Source organism: Thermococcus sp. (genome assembly GCF_027011145.1).
Lineage (GTDB): Archaea > Methanobacteriota_B > Thermococci > Thermococcales > Thermococcaceae > Thermococcus.
This window is the reverse complement of the sequence record NZ_JALVAO010000023.1, coordinates 1-14,672: the sequence shown is the minus strand read 5'-3', so window position 1 is coordinate 14,672 and position 14,672 is coordinate 1. Positions and strand designations below refer to the sequence as shown.

Sequence of the window (14,672 nt, the reverse complement as noted above, 5' to 3'; positions counted from 1 at the left end):
GTTTTATGCATTTTCCTTTATAGCTCTTTCCCAAACTCTTCGGGATTCTCCTCGCGGAGCTTGAAAAGGCCGAGGAAAGATAGTATAAAGGCTGTTATTCCGGAGAGAATTACCAGAACAGTTGAAATGTTCCAGCCCCTTTTACCCGCTATGTAGAGGCCCCAGACGAAAAGAGCCAGTCCCCAGAGGGCCGTTGTGAGGAGTAAATCCTTCTTTCTCTCCTCTCTCAGGAGGAGATAAACTGTTCTGACGGCAAAACCCGCAAAGATGACCGATGCAACTATACTCATGAAGTCCATGGCAACCACCGAAAAAAGAGGAAAGAATCAGGCTCTCCCAACGGCCTCAAGAACGATTTTTCTTATTTCTTCGGCCTTTTTGAAGGCGGTGTCAACGGCGTATATTACCTCCTCGAGCTTGAAGGCCCCGCCCTCGCCCTTTTGAACAGCTGAAATATGGCCGTTCTCGTCGGTGGTTATGGTTATCCTGCCGTCCATGACGCGTTCCTCGTCGAGGTTCGGGTCAACTATCATGGTGTTGCCTATCTTGGCGAACGTAACCGGAATCGGTACCCTCCTCACTGGAAGGGGCTCGTACTCGTCGAGTATCTTCACCTCACCGCTCTCCTCGTCGTACTCTATCTTCGGAATCTTTGTGCTCATCAAGGCCGCTATGGCTCCTATTCCGCTCGCGTCGAGCAGGTTGCCGTCGTGGTCCAAGACGTGAACGTCTATGAAGACGACTCTCACGAGTTTGCCCGGAACTATTACGAGCTTTTCGAGCTCAACGGCCTGACTTTCTCTGATTCCCCTGTCCACGACACGGGCGAGCTCTATAGCGTTCTCGTCCGGCGGACCGGGTTCGAACGTTGGCGAAGCCAGCGGGACGAGCTCGACGTTGGTCGTCATAACACCCCTGTCCGGTAAATCCGGGAAGGGCTCGCCGAGGTCAACCTTTATTCCAACAAGAACCTGTGTATTGCCGAGCCTGACCCAAGCTGAGCCCTCGGCCTTCTCTATGACGTTGACCTTGATTTCCAAATCGCGGTAATCCTCGAAGGAGCGACCATCAATCCTCTTGCCCTCCCTGAGGAGGTTTATGATGTGGTCGCGCATTATGCTGGCCATTACTTCCATCTCACTCATTGCCCGCCACCTCCTGGGCTATGCGGAGGTATTTCTCCTTGAGTGCTTCCCTCTGCTTCTGATAGACGGCCTTCGCCCCCTTGATGGCAAGCCTTACTGCCTCGATGAACTCCTCCCTTGTCAGGTAGCCGTCCATCTGAAGGAGCGTTATGTCGTTCTTGAGTGGCATTATAGCAACGGGAACGTCAGCCTCACCGTAGTTGTCCTCGTCCTTATTGAGGTCGAGAACTATTTCGCCGTCTATCTTCCCCGCGGCGCACGCGGCTACGAGGTCCTTCATAGGTATTCCCGCGTCGGCCAGGGCGAGGGAAGCGGCGGTTATTCCAGCAACGCGCGTTCCGGCATCTGCTTGAAGAACCTCTATGAAGACGTCTATTGCAGTCCTTGGAAACATCTCGAGAATCAAGGCCGGTTCGAGCGCCCCCCTTATTACCTTGCTTATCTCGACGCTCCTCCTGTCCGGGCCGGGTTTCTTGCGCTCTTCAACGCTGAAGGGGGCCATGTTGTAGCGAACGCGCAGGATTGCCCTGTCGGGCCTCTGGAGGTGCTTGGGGTGTATCTCCCTCGGGCCGTAAACGGCCGCCATTATCTTGTTCTTGCCCCACTCGACGTAGGCCGAGCCGTCAGCGTTCTTGAGAACGCCAACCTCCATTTTAATTGGCCTGAGCTCGTACTTCTTTCTACCGTCCAACCTTCTACCGTTCTCGTCGATGAGCTTTAAACCTTCAGGCCTGCCCATCATCGTTCTCACCTTCCTTCTCATCAAGCTGGGGGATTTCCTCAATAACTCCCTGCTCCTTGAGTTCCCTGAGCCTTGAGAGCAGGTACTCCTTGACCCTATCGGTTAATCCCTGGGTGTGACTCTCACGGTCAACCTTGAGTATGGCCTCTATGGCGAGCTTCTCAAGTTCGTCGTTCTTTCCGCTCACCCAGACCCAGCCGTTCTGACCGACTATAATCCTCGTTCCTGTCAGTTTCTTAATCATGTTAATCATCGAGCCACCCTTTCCGATGAGCCTCGGAACCTTTGAGGGCGTTATCGTTACCAGCTGGCCTCCCCTGAGGGGGCCTCCCTTGAAGGGCATGCCCTTAGTCGTGAGGTCAATCTGGTTTATCTCGTTGAAGGCCTTCACCTTGGCGTAGATTATGTCCCCTATGTCGTAAATCTTCCTCAGGTCTGTCTTGAGCAGGTCAATGCGCTCCTCCACTGCATCCTGAACGCGGAGGTTCGCCTGATAGGGTGCCCCTATGTCAACGGTCCAGTTGGAGAACTTCACGTCCACTATCTTTCCGAGGACGTTGTCGCCGACCTCGGGTATGTAGGGTCCCTCCAGAGGAATTACCCTTATGAGGTCTCCGCGTATCTCAACGAGTCCTATAACCGTCGAGTAAATTCTGTTGCCTTCCCTGAAGGTCCCTCTGCCGTTCTTAAAGGGTCCCTGGGCTAACAAAGTCCCAGGGACTACGAGTTCCCTCGGTTTTACAAAAATCCTCCTCATAGTCCCTTCCTCTCTATAAGTTTAGTTACGGCGGTGCCCTTCGTCAGGGCGTTAAGCTTCTCATAAAACTCCTCCTCGACACCACCAGGAATCTCGATGAGGAACATCCACGAGCCGTCGCTTCCCCACTCCTCGCGCTTTATGGTTCCGAACTTCCTAACTTCACCGTAGGCCTTTCCGACGTAGTCTCCGGGTATCTTGACGGCTATTATCTTCACCTCAAGCTTTATTGGGAGGAGCGGTCGGATTGCCTTTATCACCTTTGGAACCTGCGCCTCGGCATCTTTAAAGAGGTCTATGTGAACTCCGGCTTCTTCCATGGCCCTAAGGATTCTGTCAACTGGATGGGGATAGCCGGTTCTCGGGTCAACCGCATGTCTGTGGATTATCGTCGCTATGTAGCGCTTCTTCTCCTCGAGCATCTGCCTCCTCTGCTCGGCGGTGAGCTGAACTTCGCCCTTTCGAAGAATTATCTTTGCAACCTCGTAGGGGTCGCTGGTCCCGAATATCTTCTCCATCTCGTGCTCGCTGGCTTTATCGCCCTTGTGGGCATCCTTGAAAACGTAAGGAGTGGCGAGGATTTCCTCTATCGGAACCTCCTTGCCCTCTTTGAAGTCCCTAGCTAAGTATGGGTCAACCAGTATCTCAAACGTCTCGCCGTGCGTCTTAAGACGGGCGATTACCGCTTTGTCAACGCTAATCGGCATCGCCCGTCACCTCAGTAGTTCTGGTCGAGTTCGGAGTAATCCTCGGCCTTCTCCTCGACTTCCTCCTCCTTAACCTCCTCGAGAACCTCGTTGAGGTACTTCTCAAGCTCCTCCTTCGGGAGCTTCTTCCACTTCCTCTCCTCAGTGGTTATGTAGGCTACCTCTATCGAGTCGGCCGTTGGCTCCTCGAGGGTCTTTGCGAGGGCCAGCACGGCGAGCTTTATTGCACCTTCCTTGTCTATGTCGTCGCTGTAGTGCTCCTCGAAGATGGCCATCGCCACGTTCCTTCCACTGCCTATAGCTACCGCCTTCCATTCGAAATAGGCACCGCTCGGGTCGGTCTCGTAGAGTTCCGGCTTCTCGTTAACGCCGGCCATGAGAAGGGCCGCTCCAAAAGGCCTGACCCCGCCGTACTGGGTGTGGGCCTGCTTTAGGTCACATATCTTTTTCACCAGAACGGTGAGCGGAACAGGTTCGCCGTAGGTGAGGCGGTATATTTGAGCCTCCAGCCTGGCCCTATCAACGAGAACCCTTGCGTCGGCTATTATACCGCTTGGAGCCGCGGCTATGTGGTCGTCAATCTGGAAAATCTTCTCGTAACTTCTTGGTTCTATTAGCCTGCTCGTGATTCTCTTCTCAACGGCAAGAACGACGCCGTCCTTCCACTTCACTCCTACAGCCGTGGCTCCCCTTTTTACAGCCTCTCTTGCATAGTTTACCTGGAACAGCCTTCCGTCCGGGCTGAAAACGGTTATCGCCCGGTCGTAGCCGGCCTGCGGTGGTACAAACGCCATTCTACATCACCCCTTTTTCTCACTCCTTTTCGATAGTTGCCGGGTTTTCTATTAAGCTTTTCTATTCACCCTTGAAGGCTACCATCGCCATCTTCCTCGCGGTTCTCTTGGCGAGCTCAAGGGGTATGAAGGCCAGCGCGAAGACTATTAGACCAAGGTAAATGGAAGCCCTCCCGAGGGGCTTGAAGATGAGCAACGCGAAGCCGAACAGGAGCATCAGCAGGCCCGTTGAAAGGAACTTCCGATACGTTTTTTCCAAAACCTTGAGTGTTTCCTCCATGCCACCACCGGGAGCTTTTTTAAGCGGGGAGATTTTAAGCCTTTGGTGTTGCCGATGGAGTGTCCCTTCTGTTATCCCCCGGAGGAACAGCTCCTCTATGAGGACGAGCTGGTAAGGATTCTGCTTGATGCTTATCCAGCCAGCAGGGGCCATCTACTCGTCGTTCCGAGGAGGCACGTCGAGCGCTGGGAGGACCTCCGCGAGGAGGAAAAGTTAGCCCTGATTAAGGGCATGGAGCTTGCTATGGCCGTCCTCAGGGAGACGCTGAAGGCGGAGGCATTTAACGTCGGCATGAACCTCGGAAAGGAAGCCGGCCAAACCGTTCCCCATATCCACCTCCACGTTATCCCGCGCTGGAGGGGTGACAGCAAAAACCCGCGGGGAGGCGTTAGGAAGGCCGTTCTCGATTTGGAGGACGAGAACCTAAACATGAAGGAGCGCTGGCTGAGGAACAGGCTCAAACCTGAGGAGATTTCACTGCTGAGGGAAGTTTTTGCAAAGATTAGGTAAACTTAATATTCTCCGCGTGGTTTCAGAAAAACCAAGGAGTTCCGGATTACCGACAGCGATAAAGACGGGTGGTGTAACGCCTTGGAGCTTGAGTACGGCACTAATCCGAGAAACAACGACACGGACGGTGATGGAGTTGTTGACTCGAAGGACGTCGACCCGCTGAGGGATGCAAAAATAACAGTCTACATCCTCCGTGCAAGGGCTTTGGACGATGTTGATAGCGGAATAACTCACAATCCGGCGGATATGAGTTTGGAGCTTACCGTTAATGGACAAACAAAGACCCTTCTCCTAACGGACAATCAGGACGATTACGAGAAGAAAATAATCCCAACTATCAATCCACTTGCCAACCTCCAAAGCTACGCGATTGCAATGGCCACCTTTGATATTCCAGATGACAAGGAAGTAGCCACCATAAGGTTCCACCTCTACGATAGAGACGACAATGGCAAGAGGACCGAAATGGACGTTTCTCCAGGCAAGGGGACCGTTGCAACCATCTACTACAATCTGAAAACCGGAACGTGGAGTGGTGACGATTATCCCGGAGACGAGGAGAAATACTTCGGCTACGCTCATTTGAGCGGTTGTGGCGACGGTTCCTGCAACGTTGGCCCAAAAGAGCCGGACAAAGACCTCAAGGTTTACGTGAAGTACGAAAGCATACTTGAAAAAGCCGGCATAAACGGCGAAATCATCGGAATGAAAACGATTGAAGGCGTTAGCGACGTCACGGTAAAAGATGGGACCACAGCCTTCTCGATAGTGAACCCGAAAAGCCTGAGAGTTGCCCAGGTTCGGCTGGAGAACGGGACGGTAATCAACGTCACCCTCGTCAACACCTACGGGGCTAAGCTAACTTCTCCAGGAAATGATGTTGTGGCAATGGAAAACTTCCCCGGTTCCGCTGAGATTCCGAGCAATGAGATTATAGGCAACGATGCGGTAACGTTCAAAGGGGATGTTAGGGCTGTAACATCCTCCGGAGAAATTCCCGTGGATTCAAATCTGGTCGTTACGTACTCCTCGGACAGAGAGGAGAAGGACTGCGAAATCTGGTTCGTCGTAACTATAAACGACGGTGATGGCATACCCTTCTACCGCGAAATCGAGCTGAACAGGGAGCTTGAGGCGAATGGGTTCTCAGAGAGATTTGATCCCAGTGACAGAAAAGCCGACGACATGAACGGCGACTACGACGGCGACGGTGTTCCGAATGCGGTTGAACAGCTCATCGGGAAAGACCCGGCAAAGAGAGGCATTTTGGGAATTGAACTGAACGTTTCCGTTGAGTGGACGATGAGCGAAGAAGACAAGAAGAACCTGATTTACAGCATTAGAAAAGCCAGCGACTTCATCTACGATTACACTGACGGCTACGCGATGATAACCAGAGTCAACATCTGGGACGGAAAGAGGAACTGGGAGCGGGCTGATATTTGGGTTAATAGGACATTTTTAGAAGTTAAATTCTGGGGGGATAACAAGAAGTGGCCACATGCTACTATCGGGGGATATTGGGTTGGAGGAAGGCTCGTAATGCCTTATAGATTCCTGCGTCTTACTCCACCAGTAGGAACTGCTGAAATAGGAGATATAAGATGGGCAAAAGCACTAGGACATGAGCTGGGTCACTATGTGTTCTGGCTTGGGGACGAGTACATGGACTGGCATAATAAGGCATACTTTTGGAACTATGGGGTAAGTGGCCCAATCGTGGATGAGCACGCCCCCCACAGCGTAATGCACCACGAATGGAAATGGAGTGAATTGAGCACGCCAGAAGACTATGAGAAGTTCCACGAATACCTAACAAACAAATACGGTGACTGGAAAGATCATACAACCGACCAGTGGGGAGATCCTTTTGTGGATATATATGATAGCAAGAATAAAGACAAAAGGATATGGCAACGCTCCGCATGGGAAACTCTCTATACTCTCTTCACGAGGACGAATGAACCTTCCTGGTTATCCAATGTTAAATTCAAAAGGAAAATACCAAAGATCAGCATGGATATCACTATCGACAAAACTTTCACCCCCAAAACCGGTCCCTACACTGGTGTTGGTTATTTCATGGAGGTGAGTTGGGGATGAGGGCTCTAACGGTCTTTGGGTTCTTTTTAATTATCCTTTTGCTTTTCGGCTACGCTTATCTCCCAAGTGAGAACATGAACGAACTATATCAAAAAATCCCAGAACAAGTGAGAGAGAATTCCCAACTCATTGCGGCTTATTACTCTTCCCAAACTGGCTTTGACAGTTTCAGAGAATACCAGTTCGCACTCTACAATCCGAAGGATCGAACAATTAGCATTTACACTTTCAAGATCACCAAACTCCTAAAAATCTGGCCAAGAATGACGGAAACGACAATATCCTGCAAAACACCATTCAATTATTCTGTACTGGGCACTAACCCGGAAAAACTCAAAAACTTCAAAAACTGTAACAACTGTCGGGAACTCCTTTACAAAGAAAAGATTTACAGAAATGAAGAGATTGAGAGCATTCATCCAGAAGTAAAGGATGTTCTGGAGCGTAATCGGGAATACTGGAAGGTCAAGGGGATAAAAAGCTCTGAACTCTCTGTCGGAACCGTTAGCATGTATTCAGGAGACACTATAAGAGATATCGGATTTGAAGGCTACCCCGGAGCACTTCTCCTACCCAACCAAGGCTCGGAAGTTGAAAAAGCCGTATGGATCGAGATTTACTTAAAGAACAATAAAACAGTTGTGAACATCCACTATCCGAGGAATGTAACTATCAGCACGATAGCCAAGTACAACATCACCAATAGCTCACTATGGAGTCCTAACTACACTAAACTCCAGAATATCCTGAGTGAGCTGGAAAAATTCGGGAAGTACTCAAAGAAGGCATGGAGATTTAAAGTCTCAATATGGGATCCAGATACAGTGTGGATCGAATGGATAATTCCCAGTAAGAACACGTATAGCTATCTCAAAATCGGGAACCAACTCATTCCCATTAGAAAAATATACTTCAGCAGAGTCTACATAACCCACTGTTCAGATAACTAATAAAAACAAAGGATCAGACAAATAGAGGGAGGGCACCCAATGAGGTCTCTGCTTGCAGTCTTTGGTTTCTTTTTGATCATCCTTTTGCTCTTCACCTACGCTTATTCTAACCAGCCTAATGAAACCATGAGCACTCTCTACCAGAGAATTCCAGAGCAGGTCAGGCAAAATTCACAGCTTGTTGCCGCTTACTACTACTCTCAAACTGGTTTTAATGGGTTCAGAGGATACCAATTTGCCTTTTACAACCCAAAAGAGCGGGAAATCAGGATTTACACTTTCAAAATAACAAAACTTTTCAAATTCATTCCAACAATGAGGGACAATATAATATCCTGTGAAGCGCCCTTCAACTATTCAGCACTTGCAACAAGCCCAGAAAAACTGAGAGAATTCAAAAACTGTGACAACTGCAGAGAACTACTTTACAAGGATACGATCTACAGGAACGAGGAAATCGAAAACATTTACCCGTCGATTGAAGAAATTATCAAAGGCAAGGAGAACACTACTTACGTGAACCTTGTACTCACCAAAGATGGGGAAATTTCAACAGGCAAAATTGTAGAGCGCGTGGGAGATATGGGAATACTACGAGGTCCCCTGGGGTATGGGGGCCTGCTTCACTTGCCCTCCTCAATGAGTGCTTCGTGGAGGGGGGTGATACTAGAGTTCATAACGGGGGACAATGGAACGATTAATGTAATCGCCCATTACCCGGGCAATATTACACTCTCAACAACAGCAGAAGTCAAAGCCCCAAGCAATAAAACGTGGACACTGGAGGAAGTTCCCTTGGCTGATATAATGCAGAGGCTGAAGTCTGAGGAGCTTACAACCAATATTAAGGGTTCCCTCCGCTTTGAACTCTCAATCACAAGAGAGGAGGGGAGAATCGAAGCGTGGACAACCTGGGTAAACCCGAGGAAAGGCATTGAGGGAATTTGGAGAATATATCCCCAAGGAGAAATCAAACGCACAGAATTCAAGAGATTTGGCGGGTACGTGTGCACCTGGTATGGAAGCAACATACTTGAGAAGTTGCCCTAATGCTGGAGGGAATCAACAGATGAAGAAGCTCCTCCTTGGAATACTCTTCATCCTCTTCTCCTTTTTCGCTTACAATGCTTACACTTACCACCAGCTCTCTTCAGCAGAAGGAGCCTACAAGTTAGCAGGAATTCCAAGCAATGAAAAACTCATTGCCGTATATCATGATAGTCATTTTTGGCAGTTCGCGAGTTACGATGAGAAAAACCAACACGCTCAAGCTTTACACTATTAGCCAGTCTTCACCCTTCTGGCCAAAGGAGAGAAGAGAGGAGAGCGCGAAGGCTTTAGTCAACTACTCCCCTCTCAGCCTTGACTTGAAGCTCCTCAAACAGTACGAACCGCATGAAAAAGCACTCCTCTTCAAGACTCTGGGCTGGAAGTATGATTCGCAAATCAATGGTTCTTACTGGTGGAACCTCAGTGAAGTTATTAAGCCGAACGAAACGTTCTACCAGATTTACGCGCTCGGGAGCAGTTCAAGGATATGGATCAAGTCAAAAACCGTGTGCGAAAAACGGGGGCTCTTTGCCAATGATTATCTTTGCTACGGGAGTATTAGAATGAGTGGCGTGCTTGTCTTCCCCTATTACGAGGGCACAAAGCTCCTATGGATCAAAATAGTACCAGAGGGCCAGGACGGGAAGGTGAGGGCATATTATCCCGACGTTATCTTAACCGGACAGAGCGGAGCTGGTAAGACTTTCACCTTTGGATCAAATGATAGGAAAAATCATAGAAAGGATGCTTGAGAAACTGGAGAACAACGGTACCAAGATTATAGACTTAACCCTTTACGTGAAGCCAAAACGCCTCCCGGATTATTATGCCGAAGGACATTCTCTAAACAAAAACTACTGTTGGATATGGGCAGTATACAAAGAATCCCCGGAAATAAACATCACAGGCTCCCGGTGTTTCTCCAACTGGAGACTCGTAGACAAAGAATAAAGGTGACCTGGAGATGAAAGCCGGAATTCCAGGCAGTGGAAAATTGACGATGGCAATATAGGCCTATCTACCTGAGTTAGCTACTTCATGGAGGTGATATGGAAATGAAAAATTCACTCCTTTTCTTTTCCCTTTCCTCGGAGTGGAAAACCCCTTGCTTTCTATGCAATACCCTCTTAAGGTCAGTAAACATGGCTCTCGCTCTTTCTGAGGAGTTCGAGCATCTTCAAGAGTCTCTCAACCTCTTCCTTTGAGTAGTGCTCCTCAACATCGCTTTCCGGATTCAGTTTTTCAAGCTCCGCTCTGAGCTTTTCCAAATCCTCCAGATCCTCCTGTATCTCTATGGCCCTCTGGGCAAACTCGTAGCTGGTGAACGGACTTTCAAAAATCCTCTGCTGGTTCGTTACGAGCGCTATCCTCAGGTATCCAATCGTCTCATCCAAAAGCTCGAGGAGTTCGCGAACCTTCATATTGTAAACTTAGGGCAACATTATATAAGGGTTCTTCGAAAACTTTTCGGGGATTTTGGCGTCTTTTTGAAGGTAGGATTTTAACCCTCCGGCTGTATTTTTGCCGGTGGTGTTATGGAAGCAGTTAAAGCTCACCCTTCTGATTCTGTGGAGGTAAAAGTTGAGAGGCGCGAAAAAAAGCTCCTTATGGGGAACGAGGCCATAGCCTACGGCGCCCTTGAGAGTGGTGTCGTTTTTGCGACGGGTTACCCCGGAACGCCTTCAACCGAGGTTATAGAGACCATCGCGAGGCTTAAACCTGAGGTCTTCGCCGAGTGGGCGCCGAACGAGAAAGTCGCCTTAGAGGAAGCGGCGGGAGTTGCCTACACCGGGTTGAGGGCCCTCGTCACGATGAAGTGTGTTGGCTTAAACGTTGCCGCTGACCCGCTAATGAGTCTGGCCTATTCAGGTGTCGAGGGCGGTCTTGTAATCCTCGTTGCGGATGACCCCGGGCCACACACCAGCCAGACCGAGCAGGACGACCGCTATTATGGAAAGCTCTCCCTCCTGCCTGTTCTCGAACCTGCCGACCCGCAGGAGGCCCACGATTTAATAATCTACGCCTACGAGCTGAGCGAGAAATACAAGGTCCCTGTAATTTTCCGCACGACCACGAGGGTAAACCACACGACGGCCGATGTGGAAGTTGGCGAGTTTGTCGAACTCGACAGAAAGCCGGTCTTCAAGAAGGACATTGAAAGATACGTCAGGGCCAGCATGGAGGGCAACAGGAAGAGGCACCGCTGGTTGAACGAGACTCTCGCCAAAATCGAGGAAGAGTTCAATGGCATGCCTTTCAACTGGGTTGAGGGTAATGGGGAGGCCAAAATCGGAATAATCGTTGAAGGCGCGCCCTACAACTACGTGCGCGAGGTTCTTCCAAAGCTCAACGCGGACTTTAAGATTCTAAAGCTCTCAACACCGCATCCACTTCCGAAAAAGCTCGTCCTTGACTTCCTGAAGAGTGTGGACTACGCGATAGTGGTCGAGGACGGGGCACCTTTCCTCGAGGAGGAGGTCAAAATAGTTGCTTACGAAGCAGGTTTGAGAGTCCCGATTTACGGCAAGAGGACAGGCCATCTTCCGCTCGAGGGCGAGTTAACGCCGAGCCTTGTCAGGAACGCGCTCTTAAGGCTCCTCGGAGAGGAGGGCGAAACCTACGAGAAGCCGGAGGAAGTCAAGTATGCTGAAAGCTTAGCTCCAAAAAGGCCCCCCGTCATGTGCCCCGGCTGTCCTCACAGGGGAAGCTATAGAGCGGCCCTGGACGCGCTCAGAGACCTCAAGCTCGGGCGCTACTCCGTCCCAATCCACGGCGACATAGGTTGCTACGCGTTGTCTCTCCTCCCGCCACTCGAGGCCATCTGGACGGAATACGTAATGGGCGCGAGCATAAGCCTTGCCAACGGTCAGAGCGTCGTCATGGGCAAGAAGATAATAGCCACCATAGGCGATTCGACCTTCTTTCACAACGGAATCCAGCCTTTAATAGATGCAGTCTACAAGAACCTGAATGTTCTGGTGATGATACTCGACAACAGGACGACGGCCATGACCGGTCATCAGCCGCACCCTGGAACCGGTGGAAGTGAAACGGGAAGGAAGTTCAACGAGATTGACATAGAGGCGCTGGTTAAAGCCCTCGGTGTCAAGTACGTTAAGACAGTTGACCCCTACGACCTCAAGCAGACGAGGGAAGCGATAAAGGAGGCCATGCAGGTGGAGGGTCCGGCAGTTATAATAGCGAAGCGCGAGTGCGTCATTCCCGTGATAAGGCGCGGTGAGATAGGGGAGATACCTCTGGTCTTGGAGGACAAATGTACAGGCTGTAAGGCATGCATACTCCTAACCGGCTGTCCTGCTTTGGTCTACAACCCGGAGACGAACAAGGTAAGAATAGACAATTTACTCTGTACGGGCTGTGGCGTCTGCAACCAGACGTGCCCCTTCGATGCCATAAAGTTCCCGAGCGAGCTGGAGAGGGGGGCTTAGCCCCTCACTCCCTCCACACTTCAAGCACCATGTACCTCCTCACGAGGGGGTTTGGATACAGTTCCCAGCCGATTCCCTCCGTTTCAGCCTCAATCTCCCCGAAGAGACCGCCCTCGCGCGGGTCAAGGCTCTCCCCGTAGATTTTCCCGGGGCGGATTTCAACGCTCATATACCTCGGAAGGCCAACGATGACTTTCCCGTGTTCCCTCGCGTAGTCCATAGCCCATTTGGCCGTGTATATCCCCGAGTAAATCTCCGCTATCCTCACTGGAACGCTCCACTTACCTATCGCTATTATCTCTATTCCCGTTTCCTCCCAGAGCTTCTTCGCGAGGGGTTGCAGGTCTTTGGCAAGGTCCTTCCAGACCTCCTTCCCGCGGTCGGTTATTGTTAAAGCATCAATCGTCGGCTCGTCGAGCTTCCTGACCTCTATGCCACCTATCGTCGAGTCGAGGTGGATTACATCGGGCTTAACTTCCCTGGCCAACTCAACAGCTAAAAACGCCTCATCTTTTATCGCTTGCCTTCCGCTCATGTCGTAGTTAAAGGGGTCCGCATACTTTACCCTGCTCAGCGTTGCCGTCTTGTAGGGTTTTTCCACGAGCACCGCGACGGTTGCTATGAGGCCTATCGGCTCGTAGTTCTCGTTGAGGAGAGCACCTCCCGTGTCGGCCGAAACAATCCTCATGGGAATCACCGTTAACGAGCAATTACCGATATACCTATGGTGAGACCAATGAGTGGGACCGTTTATGAAGCTTTGGGATGGTCAGAGTTCATCGAACTCCCTCTACCTGAGCACGGGCAGGGGGAAGGTTTACCTTAACTCATGAGGACGTCAGGCTCTCGCTGTCCTTCTCCGGGAAATCCATAGAGATAACCCTGTGAGAGAGGAAAAGGCACGGGGCTCACCGAAGGTTCGCGTCCACTCGGGTAAAATTGAATTACCCTCTAACGATGAGGGGGCCGTGTCATTGTCCGGCTGAACGCCGATGGGATGGGCTCGCCCTGGGTCAGAGGCTGAGTCTCGTCACCGCTCGGAACTCGGCAAACTCATCATCCCCTTCAGTCCTTCCAGTTCCTCCCTTAAAGCCCTTGCCGTTTCCTCGCTTCCGGTCAGGGAGGAGAACTTCCTCAAGGCTTCCTCAAGCTTCGGATACTTCCCGAGGAAGCCCTCAAGTTTCTCAGCCGGAACGAGCATGCCTGTTTCTCGGTAGACTACCAGCGCACCGAGGGTTTTCAGGGCGTCAAGGTACGCTTCGTATGCCTCTCCATACCTGCTCTCTTCCACAAGCCGGTCTCCCCTTTCAATGTAGAGTTCGAACTTTTTGATTAACTCTACCTCCATGCTACCACCGGCGAATTTTTATAGGGTCCGATATAAAAACCCTGAGATGAAGGCCGAGGAACTCGTCTGGGGCGCGGTTGTGGCGGTCATACTTTATGTAACGTGGAGGGTAGTACATCCATTAGTTACTCCCATCTTCTTTGGGCTCGTACTTGCCTATGCATCCTATCCCCTTCAGAGGAGGCTCTCCAAAAGGCTCGGAAAAAAGCGCTCCGCACTGGCAATCAGCCTTTCGATGCTTGTCTTTGGCGGAGCCTTAACACTTGAACTGCTCCTCGTTTCTGTTCAGGTTGCCATGTCCTTCTATGACAGCGTTGTAAACGTCTTCAACTGGTTACTCACACTCTCGCTCCCTTCAGAGGTTCTCAACTTCCTCCAGCACTTTCAGGACCAAGTAGTTCCAAAATTGGCCGACTACGTTTCGAGGGAAGCCTTCTCAATTCCCTCCTACGTCCTTCAGCTCGTTGTTTTCTTCTTCACCTACTACTACGCCCTGGCCTACGGCGAGGAAATCAGGGAACAGGTTTACGCCCTCCTTCCGGATAAAAACCGTGAGCTCGGCGAGGAAATCCTCGAAAGCGTGAATAAAACCCTGTCCGCCCTCGTCAGGGCCTGGCTTCTTCTCAACGTCGCCAAGGGAATCCTCATGGCAATTGGCTTCATTATCTTCCGCGTTTCGGACCTGTACACCGCTATAGTTGCCGGCTTCCTGACCTTTGCCTTCTCCTTTGTTCCCCTCTTTGAGGGCTGGATGATTTGGCTCGCCGCGGCAGTATACTTCGCCGTTGAAGGGGCCTACCTCCACGCCCTTGGCATAGCCCTCTACGGCTTTTT

General features: G+C 50.7%; 18 protein-coding genes. 8 read left to right on the top strand and 10 right to left on the bottom strand.

Translation table 11 applies throughout. From position 1 onward, the window contains the following. Nucleotides 1-17: 17 nt before the first annotated feature. From MVG27_RS02300 to MVG27_RS02270, 7 genes are all read right to left on the bottom strand, one after another. Complete coding sequence (locus MVG27_RS02300) at nt 18-299, bottom strand: hypothetical protein (protein WP_297470757.1); 282 nt, start codon at nt 297-299, stop codon at nt 18-20. Between the two features lie 27 nt (nt 300-326). After that, the gene (rrp42, locus tag MVG27_RS02295) at nt 327-1,145 is read right to left on the bottom strand and encodes an exosome complex protein Rrp42 (RefSeq protein WP_297470759.1); all 819 of its coding nucleotides are present in this window, start codon (nt 1,143-1,145) and stop codon (nt 327-329) included. Further along, a complete protein-coding gene (gene rrp41 / locus MVG27_RS02290) occupies nt 1,138-1,887 on the bottom strand; it encodes an exosome complex exonuclease Rrp41 (RefSeq protein WP_297550955.1) in 750 nt (249 codons plus the stop codon). The genes rrp42 and rrp41 overlap by 8 nt, the downstream gene beginning before the upstream one ends. Then, nucleotides 1,871-2,644: an exosome complex RNA-binding protein Rrp4 gene (gene rrp4, locus MVG27_RS02285; RefSeq protein ID WP_297470760.1), complete on the bottom strand. Its 774-nt coding sequence runs from the start codon at nt 2,642-2,644 to the stop codon at nt 1,871-1,873. The genes rrp41 and rrp4 overlap by 17 nt, the downstream gene beginning before the upstream one ends. Beyond that, nucleotides 2,641-3,351 (bottom strand): ribosome assembly factor SBDS, encoded by a 711-nt coding sequence (locus tag MVG27_RS02280; RefSeq protein ID WP_297550957.1) that lies wholly within the window; start codon nt 3,349-3,351, stop codon nt 2,641-2,643. Before MVG27_RS02280 ends, rrp4 begins: the two co-directional genes overlap by 4 nt. Before the next feature lie 11 nt (nt 3,352-3,362). Continuing rightward, the gene (psmA, locus tag MVG27_RS02275) at nt 3,363-4,145 is read right to left on the bottom strand and encodes an archaeal proteasome endopeptidase complex subunit alpha (protein ID WP_297550959.1); all 783 of its coding nucleotides are present in this window, start codon (nt 4,143-4,145) and stop codon (nt 3,363-3,365) included. A gap of 61 nt (nt 4,146-4,206) precedes the next feature. Continuing rightward, nucleotides 4,207-4,425 (bottom strand): hypothetical protein, encoded by a 219-nt coding sequence (locus tag MVG27_RS02270; RefSeq protein ID WP_297470766.1) that lies wholly within the window; start codon nt 4,423-4,425, stop codon nt 4,207-4,209. 54 nt (nt 4,426-4,479) lie between these two features. On the opposite strand from MVG27_RS02270, the gene MVG27_RS02265 reads away from it, so the two are divergent. From MVG27_RS02265 to MVG27_RS02240, 6 genes are all read left to right on the top strand, one after another. Then, nucleotides 4,480-4,935: an HIT family protein gene (locus MVG27_RS02265; protein WP_297550969.1), complete on the top strand. Its 456-nt coding sequence runs from the start codon at nt 4,480-4,482 to the stop codon at nt 4,933-4,935. An 81-nt stretch (nt 4,936-5,016) separates the two neighbouring features. After that, nucleotides 5,017-7,041 carry a hypothetical protein gene (locus tag MVG27_RS02260; RefSeq protein ID WP_297550961.1) on the top strand — a complete coding sequence of 675 codons (2,025 nt, stop codon included), beginning with the start codon at nt 5,017-5,019 and terminating at the stop codon, nt 7,039-7,041. Then, entirely contained in the window at nt 7,038-7,991 is a 954-nt protein-coding gene (locus MVG27_RS02255; protein ID WP_297556084.1) for a hypothetical protein, read from the top strand. Before MVG27_RS02260 ends, MVG27_RS02255 begins: the two co-directional genes overlap by 4 nt. 39 nt (nt 7,992-8,030) lie before the next feature. Beyond that, nucleotides 8,031-9,041: a hypothetical protein gene (locus MVG27_RS02250; protein WP_297556083.1), complete on the top strand. Its 1,011-nt coding sequence runs from the start codon at nt 8,031-8,033 to the stop codon at nt 9,039-9,041. 19 nt (nt 9,042-9,060) lie between these two features. After that, entirely contained in the window at nt 9,061-9,276 is a 216-nt protein-coding gene (locus tag MVG27_RS02245; RefSeq protein ID WP_297556081.1) for a hypothetical protein, read from the top strand. Further along, nucleotides 9,239-9,793, top strand: coding sequence for a hypothetical protein (locus MVG27_RS02240; RefSeq protein WP_297549752.1), 555 nt, complete (start codon nt 9,239-9,241; stop codon nt 9,791-9,793). Before MVG27_RS02245 ends, MVG27_RS02240 begins: the two co-directional genes overlap by 38 nt. A 381-nt stretch (nt 9,794-10,174) precedes the next feature. Here the strand turns inward: MVG27_RS02240 and MVG27_RS02235 are convergent, their stop codons facing one another. Further along, nucleotides 10,175-10,462 (bottom strand): hypothetical protein, encoded by a 288-nt coding sequence (locus MVG27_RS02235; protein ID WP_297556079.1) that lies wholly within the window; start codon nt 10,460-10,462, stop codon nt 10,175-10,177. Between the two features lie 114 nt (nt 10,463-10,576). Between MVG27_RS02235 and iorA the strand changes: the two genes are divergently transcribed. Then, entirely contained in the window at nt 10,577-12,490 is a 1,914-nt protein-coding gene (gene iorA, locus MVG27_RS02230; protein ID WP_297556076.1) for an indolepyruvate ferredoxin oxidoreductase subunit alpha, read from the top strand. A 4-nt stretch (nt 12,491-12,494) separates the two neighbouring features. Here iorA and MVG27_RS02225 read toward each other — a convergent pair whose 3' ends face one another. Together MVG27_RS02225 and MVG27_RS02220 are read right to left on the bottom strand one after the other, a co-directional pair. Further along, a complete protein-coding gene (locus MVG27_RS02225; RefSeq protein WP_297556073.1) occupies nt 12,495-13,178 on the bottom strand; it encodes a DUF4152 family protein in 684 nt (227 codons plus the stop codon). Between the two features lie 342 nt (nt 13,179-13,520). Next, complete coding sequence (locus MVG27_RS02220; RefSeq protein ID WP_297470783.1) at nt 13,521-13,838, bottom strand: hypothetical protein; 318 nt, start codon at nt 13,836-13,838, stop codon at nt 13,521-13,523. Nucleotides 13,839-13,884: 46 nt separating this feature from the next. On the opposite strand from MVG27_RS02220, the gene MVG27_RS02215 reads away from it, so the two are divergent. Then, the coding region (locus MVG27_RS02215; protein WP_297556071.1) for an AI-2E family transporter at nt 13,885-14,672 on the top strand (788 nt) is incomplete at its 3' end.